The 22,501-nt window shown below is 56.9% G+C and carries 20 protein-coding genes; 8 read left to right on the top strand and 12 right to left on the bottom strand.

The window, feature by feature from the left end; genetic code table 11:
* Positions 1 to 51 precede the first annotated feature (51 nt).
* Together EGY08_RS01275 and EGY08_RS01270 are read right to left on the bottom strand one after the other, a co-directional pair.
* A complete protein-coding gene (locus EGY08_RS01275; RefSeq protein WP_004120662.1) occupies positions 52 to 1,446 on the bottom strand; it encodes a NarK family nitrate/nitrite MFS transporter in 1,395 nt (464 codons plus the stop codon).
* Positions 1,447 to 1,635: 189 nt separating this feature from the next.
* Positions 1,636 to 2,211: a TetR family transcriptional regulator gene (locus tag EGY08_RS01270; protein WP_004120660.1), complete on the bottom strand. Its 576-nt coding sequence runs from the start codon at positions 2,209 to 2,211 to the stop codon at positions 1,636 to 1,638.
* A gap of 119 nt (positions 2,212 to 2,330) precedes the next feature.
* Between EGY08_RS01270 and EGY08_RS01265 the strand changes: the two genes are divergently transcribed.
* The gene (locus EGY08_RS01265) at positions 2,331 to 3,821 is read left to right on the top strand and encodes an MFS transporter (protein ID WP_004120658.1); all 1,491 of its coding nucleotides are present in this window, start codon (positions 2,331 to 2,333) and stop codon (positions 3,819 to 3,821) included.
* Between the two features lie 120 nt (positions 3,822 to 3,941).
* On the opposite strand, the gene yddG is transcribed toward EGY08_RS01265, so the two are convergent.
* The gene (gene yddG, locus EGY08_RS01260) at positions 3,942 to 4,820 is read right to left on the bottom strand and encodes an aromatic amino acid DMT transporter YddG (protein ID WP_004120652.1); all 879 of its coding nucleotides are present in this window, start codon (positions 4,818 to 4,820) and stop codon (positions 3,942 to 3,944) included.
* Positions 4,821 to 5,046: 226 nt separating this feature from the next.
* Here yddG and fdnG point away from each other — a divergent pair, with 226 nt between their 5' ends.
* From fdnG to fdnI, 3 genes are read left to right on the top strand one after another with little or no spacing between them, the layout of a single operon-like run.
* The gene (fdnG, locus tag EGY08_RS01255; protein WP_087829376.1) at positions 5,047 to 8,094 is read left to right on the top strand and encodes a formate dehydrogenase-N subunit alpha; all 3,048 of its coding nucleotides are present in this window, start codon (positions 5,047 to 5,049) and stop codon (positions 8,092 to 8,094) included.
* A gap of 11 nt (positions 8,095 to 8,105) precedes the next feature.
* Positions 8,106 to 8,990, top strand: a complete 885-nt coding sequence (gene fdxH, locus EGY08_RS01250; RefSeq protein WP_004120647.1) for a formate dehydrogenase subunit beta — start codon at positions 8,106 to 8,108, stop codon at positions 8,988 to 8,990.
* Positions 8,983 to 9,639, top strand: a complete 657-nt coding sequence (gene fdnI, locus EGY08_RS01245) for a formate dehydrogenase-N subunit gamma (protein ID WP_004120645.1) — start codon at positions 8,983 to 8,985, stop codon at positions 9,637 to 9,639. Before fdxH ends, fdnI begins: the two co-directional genes overlap by 8 nt.
* A gap of 41 nt (positions 9,640 to 9,680) precedes the next feature.
* Here fdnI and EGY08_RS01240 read toward each other — a convergent pair whose 3' ends face one another.
* Both EGY08_RS01240 and EGY08_RS30715 read right to left on the bottom strand, forming a co-directional pair.
* A complete protein-coding gene (locus EGY08_RS01240; RefSeq protein ID WP_071988218.1) occupies positions 9,681 to 10,004 on the bottom strand; it encodes a CcdB family protein in 324 nt (107 codons plus the stop codon).
* A complete protein-coding gene (locus EGY08_RS30715) occupies positions 10,004 to 10,180 on the bottom strand; it encodes a hypothetical protein (RefSeq protein ID WP_004120643.1) in 177 nt (58 codons plus the stop codon). The genes EGY08_RS01240 and EGY08_RS30715 overlap by 1 nt, the downstream gene beginning before the upstream one ends.
* Before the next feature lie 411 nt (positions 10,181 to 10,591).
* Between EGY08_RS30715 and araJ the strand changes: the two genes are divergently transcribed.
* The gene (gene araJ / locus EGY08_RS01235; RefSeq protein ID WP_004120634.1) at positions 10,592 to 11,743 is read left to right on the top strand and encodes an MFS transporter AraJ; all 1,152 of its coding nucleotides are present in this window, start codon (positions 10,592 to 10,594) and stop codon (positions 11,741 to 11,743) included.
* A 5-nt stretch (positions 11,744 to 11,748) separates the two neighbouring features.
* On the opposite strand, the gene EGY08_RS01230 is transcribed toward araJ, so the two are convergent.
* The 6 genes from EGY08_RS01230 to EGY08_RS01205 are packed head-to-tail and all read right to left on the bottom strand — an operon-like array spanning position 11,749 to position 18,862.
* Positions 11,749 to 12,840, bottom strand: a complete 1,092-nt coding sequence (locus tag EGY08_RS01230) for an alkylhydroperoxidase domain protein (RefSeq protein ID WP_123828085.1) — start codon at positions 12,838 to 12,840, stop codon at positions 11,749 to 11,751.
* Between the two features lie 9 nt (positions 12,841 to 12,849).
* Positions 12,850 to 13,839 (bottom strand): putative FMN-dependent luciferase-like monooxygenase, encoded by a 990-nt coding sequence (locus tag EGY08_RS01225; RefSeq protein WP_123828084.1) that lies wholly within the window; start codon positions 13,837 to 13,839, stop codon positions 12,850 to 12,852.
* A complete protein-coding gene (locus EGY08_RS01220; protein ID WP_123828083.1) occupies positions 13,836 to 15,440 on the bottom strand; it encodes a dipeptide ABC transporter ATP-binding protein in 1,605 nt (534 codons plus the stop codon). The genes EGY08_RS01225 and EGY08_RS01220 overlap by 4 nt, the downstream gene beginning before the upstream one ends.
* Positions 15,437 to 16,288 (bottom strand): ABC transporter permease, encoded by an 852-nt coding sequence (locus EGY08_RS01215; protein ID WP_004120626.1) that lies wholly within the window; start codon positions 16,286 to 16,288, stop codon positions 15,437 to 15,439. Before EGY08_RS01215 ends, EGY08_RS01220 begins: the two co-directional genes overlap by 4 nt.
* The gene (locus EGY08_RS01210; RefSeq protein ID WP_087829368.1) at positions 16,285 to 17,229 is read right to left on the bottom strand and encodes an ABC transporter permease; all 945 of its coding nucleotides are present in this window, start codon (positions 17,227 to 17,229) and stop codon (positions 16,285 to 16,287) included. Before EGY08_RS01210 ends, EGY08_RS01215 begins: the two co-directional genes overlap by 4 nt.
* A 10-nt stretch (positions 17,230 to 17,239) precedes the next feature.
* Positions 17,240 to 18,862 carry a TIGR04028 family ABC transporter substrate-binding protein gene (locus EGY08_RS01205; RefSeq protein WP_123828082.1) on the bottom strand — a complete coding sequence of 541 codons (1,623 nt, stop codon included), beginning with the start codon at positions 18,860 to 18,862 and terminating at the stop codon, positions 17,240 to 17,242.
* A 207-nt stretch (positions 18,863 to 19,069) separates the two neighbouring features.
* On the opposite strand from EGY08_RS01205, the gene EGY08_RS01200 reads away from it, so the two are divergent.
* Positions 19,070 to 19,639 carry a hypothetical protein gene (locus EGY08_RS01200; protein WP_087829366.1) on the top strand — a complete coding sequence of 190 codons (570 nt, stop codon included), beginning with the start codon at positions 19,070 to 19,072 and terminating at the stop codon, positions 19,637 to 19,639.
* A gap of 43 nt (positions 19,640 to 19,682) precedes the next feature.
* Here the strand turns inward: EGY08_RS01200 and adhP are convergent, their stop codons facing one another.
* Entirely contained in the window at positions 19,683 to 20,693 is a 1,011-nt protein-coding gene (adhP, locus tag EGY08_RS01195; RefSeq protein ID WP_087829365.1) for an alcohol dehydrogenase AdhP, read from the bottom strand.
* A gap of 256 nt (positions 20,694 to 20,949) precedes the next feature.
* Between adhP and EGY08_RS01190 the strand changes: the two genes are divergently transcribed.
* Both EGY08_RS01190 and EGY08_RS01185 read left to right on the top strand, forming a co-directional pair.
* Complete coding sequence (locus tag EGY08_RS01190) at positions 20,950 to 21,549, top strand: inorganic diphosphatase (RefSeq protein ID WP_123828081.1); 600 nt, start codon at positions 20,950 to 20,952, stop codon at positions 21,547 to 21,549.
* 258 nt (positions 21,550 to 21,807) lie between these two features.
* Positions 21,808 to 22,500, top strand: coding sequence for a hypothetical protein (locus EGY08_RS01185; RefSeq protein WP_123829394.1), 693 nt, complete (start codon positions 21,808 to 21,810; stop codon positions 22,498 to 22,500).
* Position 22,501: the final 1 nt, after the last annotated feature.

The raw sequence follows: 22,501 nt of genomic DNA, 5'->3' as shown, positions 1-22,501 counted from the left end.
GGCGTATCAGCGCCACCCGGCGTAGCGAGACGACCTGCGTTGAACATGTTGTTATTGTCTTGTCGCCGTCGGTTTCCGCCGGCCGTAGACCAGCCAGGTCACCAGCACGCAGACCACGTAGAATACAAAGAAGACCTTCATCGCCCCGACCGGGGAGCCGGTCATCGCCAGCGAGGTGCCGAAGGCTTTCGGGATAAAGAAGCCGCCAATCGCGCCGATGGCGGAGATAAATCCGAGCGCCGCCGCGGTATCGGTCACCGCTTCGTGCTGAGCCTGCTCATCGCTGCCGCCGCGTTTCTTCACGCTGTCGATAGTGATTTGGCGGAAGATCACGGCGATCATCTGGAAGGTGGAACCGCTGCCGAGACCGGCGGTCAGAAACAGGCCCATAAACACCACGTAAAAGGCGAGAAAGCTGCCTGAGCCGGTGCCGGGCAGGGTGAGAAACAGCAGGCCGGTAAACAGCGCCATCAACACAAAGTTGACCAGCGTCACCCGCACGCCGCCGAGGCGGTCGGAGATGATGCCGCCAAACGATCGCGCCAGCGCGCCGATAAACGGCCCGAAGAAGGCCAGCTTAAGGATGTTAACGTCGGGAAACTGGGTTTTCGCCAGCATGGCAAAACCGGCGGAAAAGCCGATAAACGAGCCGAAGGTGGCGAGGTAGAGCAGGCTCAGCAGCCACATGTGCGGGCGTTTAAGCACCGGGAGCTGTTCGCGAATGGATGCCTTCGAGCTGGCGATGTCGTTCATGCCTACCCAGGCGGCGAAGGTGGCAATCACCAGCAGCGGAACCCAAATAAGGGCGGCGTTGCTTAGCGCGAGGATCGAACCATCTTCCTGAGGCACGCCGTGTACGCCAAGAAAGGCGAAAATGGGCACAAAAATCGCTGCCGGGGCGATCATCTGCATCACGCTGACGCCAAGATTACCGAGGCCGCCGTTGATGCCCAGAGCGCTGCCCTGTTTCGCTTTAGGAAAGAAAAAACTGATATTTCCCATGCTGGAAGCAAAGTTCGCCCCGGCAAAACCGCAGAGTAATGCAATCGTAATAAATACCCAAAAAGGAGTAGCGGTATTCTGTATGGCTATTCCCAACCAGATACAGGGCGCTACCAGAATAATCGTGCTTAATACCGTCCAGTAGCGCCCGCCAAATATAGGTACCATAAAGGAGTAGGGCACGCGTAATATTGCGCCAGAGAGCGAAGGCAGGGCGGTTAATAAAAAAAGCTGATCGGTGGTAAAATTAAAACCAACCTTATTGAGATTAACGGCGACGGCGCTGAATAGCATCCAGACGCAAAAAGCGAGTAGCAGACAAGCTACGGAAATGCAAAGATTTCTGCGGGCTATTTTCTTTCCCTTATTCTCCCAAAATGCCGCGTTTTCCGGTTTCCACTCTTTTAAAAGATAATGATTCTTTTTCTCATTTTTGCTCTGCATATTGCCCTCGAATGAACAGTCGTCAGTCAAAAAGAATAAACTTGTAAAACAGCAAATTAATAAAAGAAATAAAACCAGGGGATGGGGGATGTATTTGTTGTAATGAATGAAGAATAGATAAGAAAAGCGCATCTAAAAGAGACGCGCGGAGAATAGGTGGGAATTATTTGTTACAAAGTGTAACCCTGATTAAAATAATTCCATCGAAATATAATGATTGATATGTTGATTAAAGGCGGCATCATCAATTTCCTTCATTCCCAGGGCGTAAATACCATCCAGACCGCAGACGAGGGCAATAAGCCGCCAGGCGATACTTTCCGCAGGGTCCCTTGGCCTGAACTCACCCGCTTCGGTGCCGCGCTGGATTATCTTCAGCGTCTCTTCATGCCACATGCTCATCGTCAGCAGATACGCGCCTTTAATATCAGCATCGCTATCGGCCAGCAGCTGCGCTTCGCGCCATAAACGAATGTAGGGCTCAAGCCTGCCGTCATCGCTGCCCACCATAGAAAACAGGCGTTCGCGCCATGTAGCATCGTCGGCGACCAGCGGCATATCCATCATTTCGCGAATCAGGCGCACGAAGGTATGGGCCTTTAACTCACCCGCGGAGGTGAAATGGTGGTGCAGCTGGCCGGCGGAAACGCCGGCTTCGGCGGCGATATTGCGAACGGTCATGGCGCTAAACCCGCCCTGAAGCGCCACGCGCATGGCCGCCTGCACAATAACTTCCCGACGCGCATCGCGATTTAAGTAGCTCATAACGTTTGTGACCCTGGTTTTTTTGCCGATAGTAACAAAAAGTTGGACACTCGTTCAACATTCCGGCAGGATCGCTTTCCTGGACAGCTGTCCAATATTTAACTTTGAGGAAATGTAGTATGTCTCGGCAATGGTTGACGCTGATGGCGATTTTGCTGGTTTATATCCCGGTGGCGATTGACGCCACCGTTCTCCACGTGGCCGCGCCCACGCTAAGCGTAGCGCTGGGCACCAGCGGCAACGAGCTGCTGTGGATTATTGATATTTATTCGCTGGTCATGGCAGGCATGGTACTGCCTATGGGCGCGCTGGGCGATAAAATCGGCTTTAAACGGCTGCTTCTGCTCGGCAGCGGTATTTTTGGCTCGGCGTCGCTGGCGGCGGCGTTTTCCCCTACCGCAGAGACGCTGATTGCCTCCCGCGCGCTGCTGGCGGTGGGGGCGGCGATGATCGTCCCGGCGACCCTTGCCGGTATCCGCAGCACCTTTTCGCAAGCGCAACAGCGCAATATGGCGCTGGGTCTATGGGCGGCGGTCGGTTCCGGCGGCGCGGCATTCGGCCCGCTGATTGGCGGCATGCTGCTGGAGCACTTTTACTGGGGTTCGGTATTCCTGATCAACGTGCCGATCGTGCTGTTGGTGATGGCGATTAACGCCAAAGTGGTGCCGCGCCAGCCCGCGCGGCGCGAGCAGCCGCTTAATTTTTTCCAGGCGCTGATCCTCATCGCCGCCATCCTGATGCTGGTGTTTAGCGCCAAGACGGCGCTCAAAGGGCAAATGGCGCTGTGGTTAACCGGGCTGGTGGCGCTATCGGGCGCTGCGATGCTGTTCTGGTTCGTGCGCAAACAGCTCTCGGCAACCCGTCCGATGGTCGATATGCGTCTGTTTACCCATCGCATTATTTTAAGCGGGGTGATGATGGCGATGACCGCGCTGATTACGCTAGTGGGTTTTGAGCTGCTGATGGCGCAGGAGCTGCAGTTTGTGCATAGCAAAACGCCTTTTGAAGCCGGGCTGTTTATGCTGCCGGTGATGGTAGCGAGCGGTTTCAGCGGACCGATTGCCGGCATGCTGGTGTCGCGTCTGGGGCTGCGCGAGGTCGCCACCGGCGGAATGCTGTTGAGCGCCCTGAGCTTCCTCGGCCTGTCGATGACCGATTTCAGTACGCAGCAGTGGCAGGCCTGGGGACTGATGACGCTGCTGGGCTTCAGCGTTGCCAGCGCGCTGCTGGCCTCCAGCTCGGCGATCATGGCCGCCGCGCCGAAGGAGAAAGCGGCGGCGGCGGGGGCCATCGAAACCATGGCCTATGAACTGGGCGCGGGCCTGGGCATTGCTCTGTTTGGCCTGATCCTGACCCGCAGCTACACTTCGTCAATCGTCCTGCCGTGGGGTATTGAGGGCGCGGCGGCGGAGCAGGCGTCCTCCTCCATCAGCGAGGCGATTAAGCTGGCGCAGTCGCTGCCCGCCATTCCGGCGCAAAGCCTGCTTGAGGCGGCGAAGACGGCGTTTATTCACTCGCACAGCACCGTGCTGGCCACGGCTGGCGTCCTGCTGTTGTTGCTGGCGGCGGGGATCTGGCGAAGCCTGGCAAAAGCGCCGGAGCTCAACTAACCCTTTGCCAGCCGGCAGCCAGATGATTGAAGAGGTGCCCATCCCGGGAATTGCCATCAGGGATGGGACTGAAGTCAGTCGCGGATCGTGTCGGCCATTAAGGCGTTCGCCGCCTCCGCTTTAGCGCCGGGTTGCCTGCCAGCAGAGCAGGGAACCGGCGCAGACCATTCCGGCGCCCTGCCAGAACGACCACGATAGCGCGGCGCTGAGCAGTACCGCCGCCAGCGCCGATGAGAGCACCGGGGTAAAGTAAGAGGCGGCGGCCAGCAGGCTAACGTTGCCGTGCAGGATTCCGACGTTCCACGCCGCGTAGCCAAACCCCAGGGCGACGGATAGCGCGATCAGCTTGATCGTCACCGGCCAGCTAAAGACCATCGGCGGCTGATCGCTGAACAGGAATTTCAGCCACAGGGTCAGGGCGGTGAGCAGAACAAACAGCGTAATCCCGTTTTTGCCTTTGGCGTATTTCGCGGTGACCGTGCAGTAGGCCGCCCAGATAAACGCCCCGATGAACGCCAGAATATAGCTCAGCGGGCTGGAGATCACGTTGCTGATAATTTCGTCTATATTCAGACCATGCTCACCGCCTAATACCCAGGTGACGCCAAATATAGCGAGTAATAAACCGGGGATAACCAGCCAGCTGCTTTTTTGGCCGTTAAACAGAATGGCGAATAAAATCGTCAGGCTGGGCCAGAGATAATTGACCATCCCCACTTCAATAGCCTGCTGGCGGGTACCGGCAAAGCCAACCGACAGCGCCAGGCAAATTTCATAGCTGACGAACAGCAGGCTCCCCGCCAGTAAATAAGGGCGGGGAATCTGGCGTATTTGCGGGAACCCGACGGTAAAGATCAGCAACATGCCGCTCAGGCTGTAGAGCATCGCCGCGCCGCCCACCGGGCCAAGACCTTCGCTGACGCCACGAATCAACCCCACCATAGTGCTCCAGAGTACGATAGCGGCCAATCCAATGAGCGTGGCTCTCTTTTTCTCCATATTTAACCTGATGTTGGTTCAAACGCAGTCGGGTTTTATAACACTTTTTACTGCCGTCGGGGGGATATTTTCCACCATGCTTAATACTATCGGAGTAATAAAAATTGGCGCCGCTGACTATTAAGGGGGCGTCAGTTTTCGACATTGATTTGACGCAAACAAAACAGGGATATTGCTGTTAGTTTTGCCCTCCGCGATGAATAAACATCCCGCATGGAGGGGAACAATGGACGTCAGCCGCAGAAAGTTTTTTAAAATCTGCGCAGGCGGTATGGCCGGAACAACAGCCGCTGCTTTGGGTTTTGCGCCCAAAATGGCCCTGGCTCAGGCGCGCAATTACAAGCTGCTGCGCGCTAAAGAGATCCGCAACACCTGCACATACTGCTCCGTAGGCTGCGGGCTATTAATGTATAGCCTGGGCGACGGCGCGAAGAACGCGAAAGAAGCGCTTTATCACATCGAGGGGGACCCGGATCATCCGGTAAGCCGCGGCGCGCTGTGCCCGAAAGGGGCCGGACTGCTGGACTACGTCCACAGTGATAACCGCCTGCGCTACCCGCAATACCGCGCGCCGGGTGCGGATAAGTGGCAGCGCATCTCCTGGGATGAGGCGTTTGAGCGTATCGCCAGGCTGATGAAAGCCGACCGCGACGCCAACTTTATGGAGAAAAACGAGCAGGGCGTCACGGTAAACCGCTGGCTTACCACCGGGATGCTGTGCGCCTCGGCAGCCAGCAACGAGACCGGCATGCTGACGCAGAAGTTTGTGCGTTCCCTCGGTATGCTGGCGGTAGACAACCAGGCGCGCGTCTGACACGGACCAACGGTAGCAAGTCTTGCTCCAACATTTGGTCGCGGTGCGATGACCAACCACTGGGTGGATATCAAAAACGCCAACGTCGTGGTGGTGATGGGCGGTAACGCCGCCGAAGCCCATCCGGTGGGATTCCGCTGGGCGATGGAGGCGAAAAACAACAACGACGCTCTGCTTATCGTCGTCGACCCGCGCTTTACGCGTACGGCGTCGGTGGCCGATATCTATGCGCCGATTCGTTCCGGCACCGACATTACCTTTCTGTCGGGCGTGCTGCTGTACCTGATCGAAAATAACAAAATCAACGCTGAATACGTGAAGCATTACACTAACGCCAGCCTGCTGGTGCGCGACGATTTTGCCTTCGAAGACGGCCTGTTCAGCGGCTACGATGCCGAAAAGCGTCAGTACGATAAATCGTCGTGGAACTATCAGTTCGACGAAAACGGCTACGCCATGCGCGATGAAACCCTGCAGCATCCGCGCTGCGTATGGAATCTGCTCCGGCAGCACGTTTCGCGCTATACGCCGGAGGTAGTGGAGAATATCTGCGGCACGCCGAAGGCCGATTTCCTCAAGGTGTGCGCGGTGCTGGCCTCAACCAGCGCGGCGGACCGGACCACCACCTTCCTTTACGCGCTGGGCTGGACGCAGCACACCGTCGGGGCGCAGAACATCCGCACCATGGCGATGATCCAACTGCTGCTCGGCAATATGGGGATGGCGGGCGGCGGCGTGAATGCGCTGCGCGGACACTCCAATATCCAGGGGCTTACCGATTTAGGGCTGCTATCGACCAGCCTGCCGGGCTACCTGACGCTGCCGTCGGAACAGCAGACGGATCTGCAAAGCTATCTGACGGCGAATACGCCGAAAGCGCTGCTGGCGGACCAGGTGAACTACTGGAGCAACTATCCGAAATTCTTCGTCAGCCTGATGAAATCGTTCTACGGCGATGCGGCGCAAAAAGAGAACGACTGGGGCTTTAACTGGCTGCCGAAGTGGGACCAGGCTTACGACGTTATCAAGTACTTCAATATGATGGATAACGGCAAGGTGACGGGATATCTCTGCCAGGGCTTCAATCCGGTGGCTTCGTTCCCGGACAAAAACAAGGTGGTCCGTAGCCTGAGCAAGCTGAAGTACATGGTGGTGATCGACCCGCTGGTGACCGAAACGTCGACCTTCTGGCAAAACCACGGCGAGTCGAATGATGTCGACCCGGCGGCGATTCAGACCGAAGTCTTCCGTCTGCCGTCTACCTGCTTCGCCGAAGAGGATGGTTCGATCGCCAACTCGGGGCGCTGGCTGCAGTGGCACTGGAAAGGTCAGGATGCGCCGGGGGAAGCGCGTAACGATGGCGAAATCCTTGCCGGGATCTATCACCGTCTGCGCGAGATGTATCGCACCGAGGGTGGCAAAGGCGTCGAGCCGCTGCTGAAGATGGGCTGGAATTACAAGCAGCCGGATCATCCCGAATCTGAGGAAATCGCCAAAGAGAACAACGGCTATGCACTGGAAGAACTATACGACGCCAACGGTGTGCTGCTGGCGAAGAAGGGCCAGTTGCTGAACAGCTTCGCGCTGCTGCGCGATGATGGTAGCACCGCTTCATCCTGTTGGATCTATACCGGCAGCTGGACCGAGCAGGGCAACCAGATGGCCAACCGCGATAACGCCGATCCGTCAGGTCTTGGCAACACGCTCGGCTGGGCGTGGGCGTGGCCGCTCAACCGGCGGGTGCTGTATAACCGCGCATCGGCGGATATCAACGGCAAGCCATGGGATGCGAAGCGGATGCTGATCCGCTGGAACGGCAGCAAGTGGGTCGGTAACGATATTCCGGACTTTAATAACGCCCCGCCGGGCAGCAATACCGGGCCGTTTATTATGCAGCAAGAAGGGATGGGGCGGCTGTTTGCGCTGAATAAGCTGGCGGAAGGCCCGTTCCCGGAACACTACGAGCCGATGGAAACGCCGCTTGGCACCAACCCGTTGCATCCGAACGTGGTCTCCAGCCCGGTGGTGCGGTTGTACGAAGAGGATGCCCTGCGTTTAGGCAAGAGGGCGCAATTCCCCTACGTCGGCACCACCTATCGCCTGACCGAGCATTTTCACACCTGGACCAAGCATGCGCTGCTCAACGCCATCGCGCAGCCGGAACAGTTTGTCGAAATCAGCGAAGGCCTGGCGAAAGCGAAGGGGATAGCCAACGGCGATCGGGTGACGGTCAGCAGCAAACGCGGCTTTATTCGCGCGGTGGCGGTGGTGACGCGTCGTCTGCACACGCTTAACGTTAACGGCCAGCAGGTGGAAACCGTCGGTATCCCGCTGCACTGGGGTTTTGAAGGCGTAGCCCGCAAAGGTTACATCGCTAATACCCTGACGCCGAACGTGGGGGATTCCAACTCGCAAACGCCGGAGTATAAGGCGTTTCTGGTCAACATCGAGAAAGCGTAAGGAGCGAATCAATGGCGATGGAAACCCAGGACATTATTAAACGCTCCGCCACCAACCCGATAACTCCCGCGCCGCGCGCGCGGGATTTTAAGGCGGAAGTGGCGAAGCTGATTGATGTCTCCTCCTGCGTGGGCTGTAAAGCCTGCCAGGTGGCCTGTTCCGAGTGGAACGATATCCGCGATGAAGTCGGGCACTGCGTCGGGGTATACGACAATCCCGCCGATCTGAGCGCCAAATCCTGGACGGTAATGCGCTTTAGCGAAACCGAGCAGAACGGCAGGCTGGAGTGGTTGATTCGAAAAGACGGCTGTATGCACTGCGAGGACCCTGGCTGCCTGAAGGCGTGCCCGTCCGCCGGGGCGATTATTCAGTACGCCAACGGCATCGTCGACTTCCAGCAGGAAAACTGCATCGGCTGCGGCTACTGCATCGCCGGGTGCCCTTTTAACGTCCCGCGCATCAATAAAGAGGATAACCGGGTTTATAAGTGCACCTTGTGCGTTGACCGGGTCAGCGTCGGCCAGGAACCGGCCTGCGTGAAAACCTGCCCAACCGGTGCGATTCATTTCGGCAGCAAGAAAGAAATGCTGGAGGTGGCTAACGAGCGCGTGGAAAAACTGAAGAAGCGCGGCTATCCCCATGCCGGGGTGTATAACCCGCCGGGCGTCGGCGGCACGCACGTGATGTACGTGCTGCATCATGCCGACCAGCCTGAGCTATACCATAACCTGGCGAAAGCGCCGCAGATCGATACCGCGATCAATCTGTGGAAAGGCGCGCTGAAGCCGCTCTCGGCGGTCGGATTTATCGCCACCTTTGCCGGGCTGATTTATCACTACATCGGGATTGGGCCGAACAAGGAAGCGGGTGACGAAGAGGAGGAGCACGATGAGTAAATCGAAAATGATTGTGCGCACGAAGTTTATTGACCGCGCCTGTCACTGGACGGTAGTCATCTGCTTCTTTCTGGTGGCGCTCTCGGGGATCTCGTTTTTCTTCCCGACGCTGCAGTGGCTGACCGAAACCTTCGGTACACCGCAGATGGGGCGTATTCTGCATCCGTTCTTCGGGGTGCTGATTTTCGTGGCCCTGATGTTTATGTTTGTGCGCTTTGTCCACCACAATATTCCTGATAAGCAGGATATTCCCTGGCTCAAAGGGATTATTGAGGTGCTGAAAGGCAACGAGCATAAAGTGGCGCGGGTAGGGAAATATAACGCCGGGCAGAAAATGATGTTCTGGACCATTATGAGCATGATTTTTGTGCTGCTGGTGACCGGGGTGATTATCTGGCGACCCTGGTTTGCCCACTATTTCCCGATTCAGGTGATTCGCTATAGCCTGCTGATTCACGCGACATCGGCGATTATTCTTATTCATGCGATTCTGATCCATATGTATATGGCGTTTTGGGTGAAGGGATCGATTAAAGGCATGATCGAAGGGAAGGTGAGTCGCCGCTGGGCGAAGAAGCATCATCCGCGCTGGTATCGCGAGGTGGAGCGTCAGGAAGCGAAGAAAGAGAGCTGCGAAGGGCTGAAATAAGTTCTGCGTCGTAAACCCGCTCCGGTTAAACCCGGAGCGGGTCAGGTATTGGTAATAAGAGCATCGATGGCTGAAATAACATCTCCGTGGCTACTTTTTAAATTACAGACGAAATGCTTCTTTTTTAATTTGCTCTTTTCTACACTGGTGATCCCTGGTGTATTCAGGAATAAAGATTGAAAATTAATATTTATCCGTGGAGACGCGGAGTGGTAGTATCCTGCCAGCCGAGTACTATAGCCTAATGGAAGAGTAAGTCTGGTAGACAAATCACAGTAATAATCATGTTGAATAACCATAATATATGGCTGTAGCTGATTGGTTCTCTCCGATGGATTGCGATAAACATCAAATTGTAAGCTCATCACAGTCCCTCAAAGAAGGGGTCATCAGATAACAGGCCGGCTTCAGCAGTAAATTCATTCATTGCCTGCATAAACTCCTTGTCCTTCTGGTACTGTTCATCGCGATCGTCAGATGCCTGACATGGATTCTGTGGAGGGGCTTTGACGGTTAGGTTTTCAATATCGTTTAGTTTCATTATGGCCTCCATAAGTGGTGTGCTTCAATTATCAACCTATCACTTTAAAAAACAATACCGACTCCCCTGGTTGTTGCATGTTTGCGAGACGGGTTCCAGAGAACAGCAACGATATGAAAAAGATGGTACTTTTGTGGAAGCGTGGTCCTGGGTCGGCATTGCCACACGGTTTATAGTTGCAATCCAGCCGCTGGTCACAGAATGTCCTGGCGATCGCTTTTATGGTAATCCGACCTTCGAAATAATGAGTACCTTGAGATAATGCGCAATTAATAACCGACTTGCGAATAAGCTTATGAAATAACCGCGCCGTTTTATGGATAAATATGCCACCCGGCGTTTTTATCTGGTCTGCCGTTTGATAATGCACAATAATGCCGCCGGTATATTTTATAACAAGTGATTAGTTGTATGAAAAAGACTATTTTTTCGTTAGCGCTTGGCACCTTTGGTCTCGGGATGGCGGAGTTTGGCATTATGGGCGTATTACCTGAAATCGCTCATGATGTCGGCATATCTATTCCCGCCGCGGGCAATATGATCTCATATTATGCCTTTGGCGTGGTGATCGGCGCGCCGGTGATGGCGCTGTTCTCCAGCCGCTTTTCGTTAAAGTCGGTTATGCTGTTTCTCGTGGCGCTGTGCGTTATCGGCAATGCCATCTTCACTTTATCTTCCAGCTATTCGATGCTGGCGTTGGGCCGTCTGATCTCCGGCTTTCCGCACGGCGCATTTTTTGGCGTAGGGGCGATTATCCTGTCAAAAATCGCCCCGCCAGGAAAGGTGACGGCGGCGGTGGCGGGGATGATCGCCGGGATGACGGTCGCCAATTTGCTGGGGGTGCCCGCCGGGACCTGGCTCGGCCATCAGTTTAGCTGGCGCTATACTTTTCTGGCGATTGCGGTGTTTGATATCGCGGTGCTGGTATCCATCGCCTGGTGGGTGCCCACGCTGTTTGATAAATCCACGGCGCGCCTGCGCTCGCAGTTCTGTTTTTTAACATCGCCCGCGCCGTGGTTAATTTTTGCCGCCACGATGTTCGGCAATGCCGGCGTATTCGCATGGTTTAGCTATATTAAGCCGTTTATGATTAACGTCTCCGGTTTCGGTGAGAGCGCCATGATATTCATTATGATGCTGGTGGGCCTCGGGATGGTTCTCGGAAATCTCTTTAGCGGTAAAGTTTCCGTTCGCTTCAGCCCGCTGCGTATTGCCGCCGTTACCGATGGCGTTATTGTGGTGACCTTATTATTGATCTTTCTGCTGGCTGAGCATAAAGCCGCCTCATTAACCCTGGCGTTTATTTGCTGCGCGGCGCTGTTCGCCCTGTCGGCGCCGCTGCAAATTCTGCTGCTGCAAAACGCCAAAGGCGGCGAGATGCTGGGTGCGGCGGGCGGTCAGATAGCCTTTAATCTCGGTAGCGCCATCGGCGCGCTGTTTGGCGGAATGATGATTACGGCCGATTTTGGCTGGCGTTCCGTTGCCTTACCGGCCGCTCTGCTCTCGTTTCTTGCCCTCAGTTCGCTGCTGATTTATGCCCGCTATCAGCAGCGTCCGGCCTGATTCATTTACTCCTGCCAGGGTTCGCCGAGGGTCAACATTAAACGGTTGGCCCAGGCGAAGAACGCTGCCGATTGCAGTAAATCCAGCTGAGCGAGCGTATCCAGGCCCTGCTGTTCGACCGCGGCAAGGTGTCCGGCGCCCAGGGCGGGCGGGGTAACGGAAATCGCGGCGGCGAAATCGATTTGCGCCTGCCAGCCCGGCGTCTGCCCGTCGCTCAGGTTCTCTCCGGGCGTTACCGCCAGCAGCGTTTCTACCGCCGTTTCATCCTTAGCCAGCTGCGCGGCCTTGCGCGCATGCACCGACGCGCAATAAATACAGCCGTTAACTTTGCTCGCCACCGTCGCCGCCAGCTCGCGTTCGGCGCGCGGCAGGCCGCCGGGAGTATAAAAAATCCCTTTGTCGGTTAACGTACGCTGCTCCAGTACCGGCTGGTTGCGCGCCAGCAGGCGGAAATAGGGGGAATCGCTATGGCCGAACTTCGCCAGCAGCGCCTGCTCATCCGGGGTAAACTCCGCCAGCGGTTTAGCCGCCAGCCAGGGCTCCCAGTGCAGTTCGTCGCGGGTAAATCGCACTGGCGCGCGCTTACCGCTGAGGGTTTGCGGCGAGGTATGCCAGAATCCAGCCGCGACCGGGGTTTGTGCGACAGTAATGCTTTTGCCGTTAAGCAGGCGCAGCCCGGTGACCAGCCGACTCTGGAAGCTGACAAAGGCGATAAGCTGGGCGAGGGTGACGATGCCGCGCAGGGTCCAACTGGCGCGGATTAACGCCTCCAGCGGCGATGGCGTGGCCTCCACAGGCGTAAAGGTTAACAGTCGGGCAAAGGCCAGCGCCGGGACCAGCCGCGGGGATGTGGGGTCGGCGATACCAAAACCGGCATAGTGGGCCGCCAGCGCATCGCTCTCATGCAGCTTAGCGACCCTGGCGGCAACGGCAAAACGCTCATCGAGCGGAAAGTCGTTATCCTGCTGACCAAACAGTGTTTCATAGCTTCCCTGAGCGTGGCGGGTGGCCGCCTCGCGCACGGCGCGCGCCGCGGCTAAAGCGGAATCGGGGGCAATCTCTGCCAGTTCGGCCAATATATCCTGACTTAGCGTCATGGTGACTCCTTATGTAACTGAAGGGGCAATGTGCTGAGCGATCAGCTCAAGGGAACGCAGCGTGTCCCGGTGCGACGGTTCAACGGAGTGCACCTGAAACGAAATATCGGTCACCCGCCGCAGCACGCTATCCCGCGCCAGCGAGGCGGCGACGTGTGAGGGGTCGCCAACGTGAGCGTCAAGCTGCGGTAGAAATTCGGTGACAGTGTCACCAATAATTTCATGGCCGGCGGCGCGATGTTGGGCTGCCTGCCGGCGTAAACCGGATTCGGCGACATGTAGCGCGTACTCCTGGCTGTCGGCGACGAAAGCGGTACGCGAGGCGAGGATCCGCGGCGCGACGCCCGCGGGCAGCGCGGCGAGATAGGCGTCGATAATCGGATTCTGAATCGCGTCCAGCGGCAGCATCGGTTGCCCGGACGGGCGCGGCTGGGTACGCGAGAGCATCAGTCCATGTCCGGCCTGCGCGGCGCGGACCGCGCCGTCGACGGAAAATGTGGCAATCCAGATACGTTCCGCCAGCTGCGGCGCCGGAGGGTAAAGATGATTATCCGGATGGGCGAGCGAATCTCCGCGCCAGGCGCTTTGAATCAGATGCAGGTGCTCGGCGAACACCGCGCTGCGCTGGTCGATCGTCAGGCCGAAGGGTAAAAACGAGGTGGGGGTGCCGCCGGAGCCGAAGCCCACCTCCAGCCGCCCATCGGCGAGCAGATCCAGCACCGCCGCATCCTCCGCCACCCGTAGCGGGTTTTCCATCGGCAGAGTGATAATAGCGGTTCCCAGACGGATGCGTTCAGTGTGCGCTGCCGCATGGGCGAGAAAAACCAGCGGCGATGGCAGGCCGCCTTCGTGCTCATGAAAATGGTGCTGCGCAATCCACGCGCTGTCGAACCCAAGGCGTTCGGCGTGGCGAATTTGCTCGGTGGCCAGCCGATAGCGCTCTTTGGGCGTGGCGTGGTCCAGCAGGCGGGTGAAAAAGCCCAGTCGTTTACGCGTCATGCAACCTCCTTGCTCAGGGATGAAAAGTGGGGAATCGCGGCGATAAGCTCGCGGGTATAGTGATGCTGCGGGGCGCTGAACAGACGGCTGACATCCCCATGTTCAACCACCTGGCCCGCCCGCAGCACCGTCACGCTGTGGGCGATACGGCGCACCGTCGCCAAATCGTGAGTGATAAACAGATAGCTCAGCCCGAGCTGCTGCTGAAGCTGCTGCAGCAGGGCGAGAATTTGCGCCTGCACCGTGACGTCCAGCGCTGAGGTCGCTTCATCCAGCACCAGGATCGTTGGCTCAAGGATAAGCGCGCGGGCGATGGCCACCCGCTGACGCTGGCCGCCGGATAGCTCGCGGGCGGTACGCGACAGCAGCTCCGGCGCGAGCGCCACGCGGGCGGCGACCGATTCCACGCGCTGGCGTCTCGTCTCGGCGTTGAGTCGGTCAAAGTTTTTTAGCGGCTCTTCGATAATCTCAAACAGCGTTTGCCGCGGATCCAGGGACGCAAAGGGGTTCTGGTAGACGAACTGTATTTTACGCCGCAGCTGGCGGAGCGCCTCGCGGCTGAGATGCCCGGCATCAATACCGTCAATAGCGATATGGCCAACATCGGCCTTTTCGAACCCCAGCAGGATCCGCGCAAGGGTGGTTTTGCCGGAGCCGGACTCACCGACTAGCGCGTGGGTGCTGCCCCGTTTCACCTCGAAACTCACGGCGTCCAGCGCCTGTAAATGCGCGCGGCCTAGCGAAAAACGCTTGCTGATGCCCTCTACGCGGATCGCCGGGGTCGCCAGCACGCGCCCGCTGGCCGGGGGGATGGTCAGCGTCGAACCCTGGAGATCGCTGAGCAGCTGGCGGGTATAGGCGTGCTGCGGCGTGCGCACCACATCGACGGTCGCGCCCTGTTCCTGAATTTCGCCGTGGCGAAAGACCAACAGTCGGTCGGCGCGTTCCGCCGCCAGCGCCAGATCGTGAGTGACGAACAGCACCGCCGTACCGGACTCCCGGCGCAGCGTGTCCAACAGGTCGAGGATCCGTTTTTGTACCGTCACGTCGAGGGCGCTGGTGGGCTCATCGGCAATGATTAAATCGGGTTTCAGGGCGATGGCGATAGCGATCAGCACCCGCTGCTTCATACCACCTGAAAGCTGGTGAGGATATTGATCGATGCGCTGTTCCGGGTGGCTCAGCCCAACCTTCGCCAGTAGCGCCAGCACCTGCGCTTTACGCTCTGCGGCGCTGCTTTGCTGATGCAGGCGCAGAATTTCGCCCACCTGAGCGCCGATAGTTTTTACCGGATTCAGGGAGTTGCCCGGATCCTGAGGCACCAGACTAATCCGCGCGCCGCGAAGGCCGTCGAGGCGTTTGGCGGACCAGCCGCTGATATCTTCGCCGTTAATCGAGATGCGCCCGCTGTCCCGGCGCGCGTTATCCGCCAGCAGGCCGATAATCGCCTGCGCGGTGGTGGTTTTACCCGAACCGGATTCGCCGACGAACGCCAGCATTTCGCCGCGTTTTACCGCAAAACTGACGTCGTGCACCACTTCGCGCCATTCGCGCTGCGAACGATAGCTGATGCGCAGATTCTCGACGGTCAAAACATTCATGGGCGTTCTCCGCTAAATTGACGGCTGATGCGGTTGGCGGCGAGCACTACGGCGATCACCACAAGGCCGGGAAGGGTGGTAAGCCACCAGGCGGTGGAGAGATAGTTCCGGCCCTCAGCGATCAGCAGCCCCCACTCCGGTACCGGCGGCGGCGTGCCGTAGCCGAGAAAACTCAGGGTTGAGAGCGCCAGAATGGCCTGACCGAACTGGAGGGTGGCAAAAGCCAGTACCGCAGTGAGCGAATTGGGCAGAATATGCCGCCAGAAAACGGCGAAAAAAGTGCCGCCGCTGCCGTACGCCGCTTCGACGAAGTCGCTGTGGCGCACGCGAACCACTTCCGCTCGTGCCAGGCGGGCAAAGCTGGCTATTGCCGCGACGCCGACCGCGACGGCGGCGTTAAGGGTGCCGAAACCGAGCAGGATGATGACCGTCAGCGACAATAACAAAGCGGGGATCGCCAGCAGCACGTCAACCAGTCGCATGATCGCCGACTCCACGCGTCCCGCCAGCGCACCGGCCAGGGTGCCCAGCGCGGTACCGATGAACAGGCCGATCGCCACCGCCGCCAGCGCGGCGGAGAGGGAATGCACGGCGCCGTAAACGATGCGGCTCCACAGATCCCGACCCAGCTGGTCGGTGCCCAACCAGTGGCCGGCCTGCGGCGCCAGCCGCTGGGCGCCGGGAAGTCCCTCCAGCGGGTTATAAGCGGTAAACAGCTGCGGGGCGATCGCCATCAGCGCGGCAACGATCGTTATCGCCCAGGCCAGCAGCAGGCCGGGCTGAACGCGCAGCGTACGCCAGTTTATCCTGCGGCGTCGCGCGGCGATTGCGTAATCCACCAGGCTCATACGGCACCTCCGATAACGGTTTTCAGGCGCGGGTCGAACAGCGGCATCAGCAGGTCGACCAGCAGGTTAATCAGTACGAAACCGAGGGCAGAGATCATCACCACCGCCTGCAGCACCGCGATATCCTGATTATTGACGGCCTGCTGCGTCAGCAGTCCCAGACCGCCGCGACCAAACACGGTTTCGGTAATCAGCGCGCCGGCGATCAGTTCCCCCAGCAGCAGACCGGCAATATTGAGTACCGGCAGCAGGGCGTTGCCGGTAACGTGCCGCCACAGAACGCCCGTTTCGCTCAGGCCTTTGGCACGGGCAACGGCGACAAATGGCTGTGCGGCGACCTGATCCAGACTGCGCATCAGGATTTGCGCCAGCGGGGCGGAAATTGGCACCGCGACGGCAATAATGGGCAAAATCAAGCCCTCAACCGGACCCGGGTTGATCACCGGGATCCAGCGCAGCTGAAAGGAGAAAAGCTGAATCAGGGCGATCCCGAGCCAAAACGTTGGCAGCGAGATAAACAGCACCGGCAGCGATTGCAGCGTGTTGCTCAGCCAGCGCAAACCCGGCAGCCGTGAGGCGAAGGCGAGGGTGAACGCCAGCGCCACCGCCAGCGCAAAGGCGGGCAGCGCCAGGCTTAATGTCTCCGGCAGGTTGCTGGCGATAAGCGCGCTGACCGGCAGCCCGGCCTGCAGCGAATAGCCAAAATCGCCCCGTAGCATGGCCCATAGCGTGTGGAAATACTGCTTCCACAGCGGGCTATCGGCCCCGTAGGCGAGGCGCATTTCGGCGATCTGCTCGGGGCTCAGTCCCAGATCCGGGTTCTGAAACTTGATCAGTACCGCATCGCCGGGCAGCACCTGTAACAGGACGAAGGAGAGAGTAAACGCCGCCCACAGCACCAGTAGTCCCTGGCCGGAGCGCCGCAGAAGATAGTGGCTCATCGCGGGCTCCTTAGTGCTTTTCCAGCCACGCGCCGTAGAACGACGGGCGGCCTACCGCTTCAAAACTGACGCCTTTCACCCAGGGGGCGCCGGCAAAGACCTGCGGCTCTTCAAATATCGGGATCACGTAGGCGTTATCCAGCAGGTAGCGCTGGGCGTCGCCGGTGAGCTGAAGGCGTTTTTTCGGCTCGACTTCGGCTGAGATCGCGGTCAGCAGCGCGTTGAGCTTATCGTCGCGGAAGCTTTGCACTTTGTCGCTGGAGCCGCCTTTTTGCAGCAGCGCGTCGCGGTTAATGGGGAAGAACATGCTTTTCACCACGTCAGGGTCGGCGCGGCCCACTTCCGACACGGTGAGCGGCGTTTTCAACGGGTCGAGACTGTCCAGCGTACGGCTACCGGCATCACCGGCTTTGACCGCCAGCGCAACGCCGACCTGACGCCACTGCTGGGCGATAAGCTGGAGTACCTCTTTGTTTTGCGGCTGGGGCAGGGATTCATAGACGGTTAACGCCAGGCGCTGACCATCCTTTACCCGTATACCGTCGGCGGCCGGTTTCCAGCCCGCCTCATCCAGCAGCTGTTTCGCTTTGGCCGGATCGAAAGCCAGCTTATCACTGAGGTTTATGTATCCGGCCGCGCTGCTGGCGATGACGGAAGTGGCCTGCGGATAGTTGGCGGAGAACAGGGTTTCGACCACCTGTTTCGCGTTGGTGGCGTGCAGCAGCGCCTGGCGCACGCGCAGGTCGGCAACCAGCGGGTTATCCGGGCGAAAGCTCAGGCTATCGTTGACGCCGCGCGTCGGAGCGGCATAGATTTTAAAGCCTGCATCGGTGGCCTGCTTCTCATCGTAGGCCTGCACCTGGCGGATAAAATCGGCCTGTCCCGCCAGCAGCGCGCCAATACGCACGCCATCCTCCGGGGTGACGATATAGGTTATGCCGTCGAGATTGGCTGGTCCCTGCTGGGCGAGGCTTTTTGGCCCCCATTGATAATCTTTACGCGCGACCAGCGTGAGTTCACGCCCCGGTTTTTCATCTTTAACCGTAAAAGGCCCGGAACCAATAATATGGCGGGCGTCCCCCAACTCTTCAAAATTACGCGCCAGGGTGCTGAGGGAAACCAGTCCGGAGCCGATGGTCGCGGTGCCCTGCAGAAATCCCGGCGAGGGCTTTTTAAAGTAGAATTTTACCGTCAATGGATCGATGACTTCGCTGCGATCGTAATTATTAATCACCTCGGAAACCGGCAGGCGGCGCGCTTTATTCCCAAGCCCGTAGGTATCAAAGTTTTTGGCAACCGCATTGGCGTCAAGCGGGGTTCCGTCCGAGAAGGTGACGCCAGGGCGAATCTTAAAGGTATATTCGGTTTTATCGGCGTTAACGCTCCAGCTTTCGGCAATCCAGGGTTCGACTTGTAGGGTTTCGGGATTTTGCCAGGTCAGCTTATCGGTTATTTGATTCAGGATACCGCCGTTGGGATAGAACCCGCCGGCCGGCGGATAAAGATTAGTATGCGGCTGTTGCTCCAGATAAATTAACGTGCCGCCTTTAACCGGCGCATCGGCGGCCCACGCGGAAAAGGCGCCGCTTAAAAAAAGTGCCGCCAGCGCGGGCAGGCGAAAACGGGTGTGCATGGTGAATTCCTTTGTTATCTATTGTTTGGTCATCATCGGGCGCGCGTTTTAACAAAGGAAGTGAGGATTTGCGCTAAGCATTTGCATAAAAAGCATTTATACCCGGATCGATTTTTAGGGGCTGGTATTTCCATGCCTTTCAGCTGAAACTCATGATGGATAATTTAATGGCTGAGAGATAGTCAGCGTAATAAAGGGATAGCAACGATGCTGAAGTATTTACTGATGTTGGCGGTGACGGTGCTGGCGGGCTGTACCAGTGCACCCAATTTGCCTTCTACCGATACCATTATTAAGGTTAAACCTATTGAGTCGGGCATCATTGCCAATTCAAATAAATACAGCTATCGATTCTTCCGTAAAGGGGTGCCGCAGGAGTACCAGCGTTATAATACTTTCTACGAACGCTTCAATAAGGTCGCATCCGGCGTACGGGTGAATTTTGTCGTGAAACAGCATGAGGTTGTTGCGGAATATCTGGTGGTGCTCGACAAGCGCAGGCTGGATGCCAGCCAACAAACTTTATTAACCAACCAATATAAAGCGAAGGCACTGGACAACGAGCATCTTGGCGTGCTGTTTAAAGCGACCGGTTTCTGGTCAACCGTTGATCCCAATGAGCTGGATGACGCTTATCGGCTTGCCAGCCCGGTGGTGGTGTCAATTAACGATACAACGCAGACCATTAGCCCGCTGGGAGAGATCGCCCTGATTCCGCTGGTGCCGCTATTTCCGCTGGTGATGATGTACGGTTGCGCAACGGGGCCATGCGTGTAAAGGGGAAATGAAACCTCTCCCGCAGCGGGGAGAGGTCCGACGATTAGCGGCGGAAATCAATGACCATACGGCCGCGAATCTGCCCCTGTTCCATCTCTTTAAAGATGGCGTTGATATCGCCCAGCGGGCGCAGGGTGACTTTCGGTACGACTTTACCTTCTGCGGCGAACTGGAAGGCTTCGGTCAGATCCTGACGGGTGCCGACCAGCGAACCGACCACCTCAATTCCGTCGAGGACCAGACGCGGAATGTCCAGGCTCATCGCTTCCGGGGGCAGGCCTACCGCCACCACGCGTCCGCCGGCGCGAACCGCGTCTACCGCTGAGTTGAACGCCGCTTTAGCGACGGCGGTGACCACTGCGGCATGCGCGCCGCCCGTTTTCTCGTGAATGATTTTGGCCGCGTCTTCGCTGCGGGAGTTGATGGTCAGGTCCGCGCCCATTTCCGCGGCCAGCTTCAGCTGTTCATCGTTAACGTCAAGGGCGATCACTTTGGCGTTAAACACGTTTTTGGCGTACTGCAGCGCCAGGTTGCCGAGGCCGCCGAGGCCATAGATGGCGATCCACTGGCCGGGTTTGATATGGGAGACTTTTACCGCTTTATAGGTCGTCACGCCCGCGCAGGTGATGCTGCTGGCCGCCGCTGAATCCAGCCCGTCCGGCACTTTGACTGCATAATCGGCCATGACGATGCACTCTTCCGCCATACCGCCATCGACGGTATAGCCGGCGTTTTTCACCGAGCGACACAGCGTCTCGTTGCCGCTGTTACAATATTCACAATGCCCGCAGCCTTCGAAGAACCACGCGACGCTGGCGCGATCGCCCGGCTTCAGAGAATGCACGCCAGGACCGATCTGCTGTACGACGCCCACGCCTTCATGGCCAAGGATGACCCCGGTTTTATCGCCAAAATCGCCGTTCTTGACGTGCAGGTCGGTGTGGCATACGCCGCAGCAATCCATTTTTAATAGGGCTTCGCCATGTTGCAGTGGACGAAGCGTTTTTTCCGTAACATTGACCTGATGATCTTGCGTGACAACAGCAGCTTTCATTCTGTTCTCCTTATTGAACATAAGCGTACTAACACAATTTTGTTTTTTACGCATGCTAAGGTTTAGCTCAAATCATCACAAAATCAAGGGAATAATAGCAGTTCCTGGCTGAGATGAGTTTCACGTGCCGTTTTTTTAATCAGATTTATTAATGAAATTATCGTCACATTACCGTCATCGTTACGTCATGCACGCTTCATTTGCGGCCTCTATCGTTCTGTATTTCAATTTCTTATAACGAGAGAGCGACAATACAATGCATCTGGTAAAAACACTCCTTGCCTCAGGCCTTCTGCTTTCCGCTGCCGCTCAGGCGCAGAACGTACTGGATTTCCCGCAGCCGAAAAACAATCCTGAAGAGTTTTATGCGGTGACCGAAATTCCCGCGGGCGGGATTATCAAATATGAAACCGACGCCAAAACCGGCTTTCTGATCGCCGATCGTTTTCAGTCGATGCCGGTGGCCTATCCGGCTAACTACGGCTCGCTGACCCAATCTCTGGCAGGGGATGGCGATCCGCTGGACGTGGTGTTTTACACCCGCGCGCCGATGGCGCCGGGAACGCTGATTAAGCTGCGCGCGATTGGCGTGCTCAAGATGATTGATGGCGGCGAGAAGGACGACAAAATCATTGCCGTTCCGGCAAGCAAAATCGACCCAACCTACGATGATATCAACGCGATCGGCGATCTGCCGAAAATTGAGCAGGAGCGTTTGCAGGCTTTCTTCCGCGTTTACAAACAGCTGCCGGAAGGGCGTAAAAAAGTGGAGCTGAACGGCTTTAACGATTCCGCCGCCGCGAAGCAGGAAATTAAAGCGGCATGGGATGCCTGGAAAGAGAAAAATCCGCAATAAGCGGAAAAACAGGCATCGCCCGGTGCCTGTCGCTTTTTCTTCGCCTTATTGTCCGCAGAGTGCGGCAATACGGGGAACTACGCCGGAACCGCCGAAATTTCCGTTACCCTGCGTCCTTTTCTTCAGCCCCTGCGTGGCGACGATGCGCTCGGGATTGCTTTTTTCACGGGTAATAAGATCCCGGTCAATCTCACTGCTGACGTTGTTTCATATCACTGGTACGATATAAATCTCTTTCACGGCCCCTTATACGTACATATTTATGACAGAAATGAAGTTATAAGTTATTTGCAGGCTAATGAAATTCTTGCGTTAAAACTCGACCACGCATTAGAGGGTGTAGGAAAAGACGTATCAAATCAGATTGAAAGGATCGGTGCAGGTGCAACGCGTGTGCTGTATTATACATCCTGCTTTACTGATGAATATCAGGTCGTATGCCAGAAACAAAAGTCCGAAGATATCCGATTTACTAAAGGCGTTTATCATATTATAAGGCGTGGAGATGTTGTGTATGAAATGCTTAGAATTTACTTTGAAGAAGTATTCCGATACAAAACGTCCGTTCAACTAGAGCACATCAAACAACTGTTGATGGCAGTAAATATTCATATTGCCGCAAGTTCACTCACAAATACAGGATTTGCTTTAGCAACAGCATCATTTGTCGCTGCAGGCATGAATTTAAGTCTTGAACTCAGTGCACTGGCAGGGCGAAGAGCGGGAGGTATTGTTGGGATTATTGGTTTATATGGCGTTGTGCAGAATGCAGCAGATAGTGCGCGTCGTCTTGCTATTAATTGTCCAGCGTACTACTCAGCGCTATATGCACAAGAGCTGGAGATGATGTACTTCCTGATAGAGCCATTGTTTGAACGAGCTGAAGCGTTTAATGCACAATGGGTATCGGATGGTGAGATTGCAAACATCATCACCAGGATGATTCGATAAT

Origin of the sequence: Klebsiella sp. FDAARGOS_511 (genome assembly GCF_003812845.1) — a bacterium.
Lineage (GTDB): Bacteria > Pseudomonadota > Gammaproteobacteria > Enterobacterales > Enterobacteriaceae > Klebsiella > Klebsiella grimontii.
The sequence above is the reverse complement of the archived record's forward strand: the minus strand, read 5'-3'. Positions and strand labels throughout refer to the sequence as shown.